The sequence below is a fragment of the Okeania sp. SIO2B3 genome (assembly GCF_010672525.1).
GTDB lineage: Bacteria > Cyanobacteriota > Cyanobacteriia > Cyanobacteriales > Microcoleaceae > Okeania.
In genome coordinates, this window is sequence record NZ_JAAHGH010000226.1 from 1 (window position 1) to 2,416 (window position 2,416).

General features: G+C 34.3%; 3 protein-coding genes. 2 read left to right on the forward strand and 1 reads right to left on the reverse strand.

Features of this window, described 5'->3' with window-relative positions; all coding sequences use genetic code 11:
• Positions 1 to 256: 256 nt before the first annotated feature.
• Together F6K15_RS37775 and F6K15_RS37780 are read left to right on the forward strand one after the other, a co-directional pair.
• Positions 257 to 496, forward strand: a complete 240-nt coding sequence (locus F6K15_RS37775) for a hypothetical protein (protein WP_293071212.1) — start codon at positions 257 to 259, stop codon at positions 494 to 496.
• A gap of 115 nt (positions 497 to 611) precedes the next feature.
• Positions 612 to 1,619 (forward strand): hypothetical protein, encoded by a 1,008-nt coding sequence (locus tag F6K15_RS37780; RefSeq protein WP_293071214.1) that lies wholly within the window; start codon positions 612 to 614, stop codon positions 1,617 to 1,619.
• A gap of 167 nt (positions 1,620 to 1,786) precedes the next feature.
• Here the strand turns inward: F6K15_RS37780 and F6K15_RS37785 are convergent, their stop codons facing one another.
• The gene (locus F6K15_RS37785; RefSeq protein WP_293071216.1) at positions 1,787 to 2,407 is read right to left on the reverse strand and encodes a Uma2 family endonuclease; all 621 of its coding nucleotides are present in this window, start codon (positions 2,405 to 2,407) and stop codon (positions 1,787 to 1,789) included.
• Between the last annotated feature and the right edge of the window lie 9 nt (positions 2,408 to 2,416).

Below are 2,416 nucleotides of genomic sequence, written 5' to 3' on the forward strand. Positions count from 1 at the left end.
TTGCTCAATTTCATCAATTATAATTATAATATAACGCACATTAAAAAAATCAAAAACAAACAGCAAAATAATGCCGTTGACTATTGATGATTTTAATTGATAATAGGGTGGTATACATATCCTGAGAGAGTAGACTATTAATTATCACTTATTAAATTGATTTTGTAGGGTTTTCGCTCCTAAAGTTGTCTCTTAAAAATAGTGACATATTCCAATATAAAATGTTATAATTCTGGTGTACAGCAGAATTATAAAAATGTTAGTAAATATAAAATCTGTACATAATCTTCAAGCAGGTAGTAATAAAAAATGGAAAAACTTCCCAACAAAATCCATCCAAGTACCAGGAGTATTTGCAGAAAAAATACTACAAATAGCTAGAGAGATAGATACGGGAAAATCAATAAGTTATCGAGATGTCTATATGGCTTTAGAGGCACTCTCTATTCAGGAGTTATTTGACAATTATCGTAGAACTAAATATCCACATAAATAAATTTTTGAAGAATAAAATTTAGAAATAAAAACAATTGAAGATAAATCAATAAGATATCCAGGGAGTATATACAATATATAGTTGAGCAAAATCATAAAAAACGGAGAGAGTGAATATGGTGTCTATTCCAGACCTAGAAAAAAATTTAGCAAAAATGCAGCAGCTCCTTAATGCTGCACAAAATGAAGTACAAAAGAAAACTTTCCAAGATATTATTGATAATTTAACTAAGCAATTAGAGTCGGAAAAATCTAAAATAAATCCGACTAAAGCTGAGAATTTAAAAGTAGATAAACCTTCAGAAAAAGATACAGATAAACAATCAAGTCAGCAGTCCAAAACTGAAACTAAAAAACAGACAGAATCAAAGCCTAAATCAGAATCTCAAAAAGTAGCTACTTCAGAAGTTAAAGAAGAAGAAAAATTAGAAAATAAAGAAGAAGAAAGCCTACCACCTAAACAAGATTATGCTTTCCAAGGCATAGGAACTTTGTATGGCAGAATAGTCAGGCGATATGAGGATAATGATGCTTACTATAATCTAATTTCAGAAGGTAAAACTTATGAATTAATTTATAATAGCCCCAAGGTAAAAGATTTTCTCAGGCTAGATTACAATCCAGACAGAGATAGATATGTAACTGTTTATCCTTACCTTACACATTTCCCTAACAAAAATACTCCTCCCAAACTAGGTTTTACAATAATTGCAGCTAATGATACTCCTCATTTAGATTTAAAAGTTAACGAGTTTAAATTATCAGGTTTTTGGCAATTTATAGCGGTTTGTAAATGTCCTGTAATAAGTATTCATAGAAATAGAAAAGGAAAAGGCGATCGCGTCTCACAATTAAAGAAAAAATTTGATAACGAGAAATTAAACAAGAAATTAACTAGGGCAAATCATGTCCCTGTGTTGTGGAGGGATGCTCCAGTAAAACCGTTCAGATTTAATCCTAAGTTGGAGAAAGATAAACAAGGCGATCGCTACTTTGTAGAAATTAAAGCTAAATTTTTACCGGGTAGAGAACAATGGGGATTTATGGAAATACTTGGAGAGCCAACTTTAGATGTTCCTAAGTATTATAAACCCGAGAAAATCTCTAATTCCCAAGTAGCTTGACATCCTTTTTCCGACCGCAAATTGGGAAAACTCATCTTTACGAATGTGGAGTTCTCTCCCGTTAAATCGCCTGATTATAACGGGAGACCCCTTGCCGAATCTAGTTGTTGATTTTGGTTTGAATCCCCATACACTCATATTGCTGTCTCCAGCAATCTTTCTTTAACTTAACAAATTCCTGCTCGAAACGCTTTTGCCGCAGCAAGAGGACTTGGATTCTGAATACATTCGGTTAATAACTCAATGTTTAATTCAGGTAAAACTTTACTGCGATTAATGGCCTCATAACCAAAAGTTGCAGTGAATTGCTCCGAATCTTGTCGCAGATAGTAAATAGCAAGGCGATCGAATTGCCAAAACCAAACTTCTTGTATTCCTAGTTGTTGATAGAGAGCCAACTTATTAATCCCACCCGACGTGACAACGACTTCAATGACCAAATCGGGGAATTCTTTATCTGTGCCAATACAATAACTCTCGTCTGGTTCGCCTCCCACAGACTGTTCCGACTTACTAAAAGTTGTGGAACCTGTGGGAAAGTATTCTGTGTTAGTTTCCAGAAAGTAAATTTCTAACAACGTTCCAATTCGGGTTTTTCCACTTTCATGCCGACGACTAGGGGCCACGATTTGCAAAACTCCATCTAAATAACTGATACGGTAGGAGGAGTGATCCCCCAAAACTGACAATAATGTTTCGTATTGTGACCAACTCACCGGACTAATGGTATGACGTTCTTCCGGGTCGTCAATCTGGAGACGTTCGGATAAGTCATTTAATAGAATCATCTAAAATAG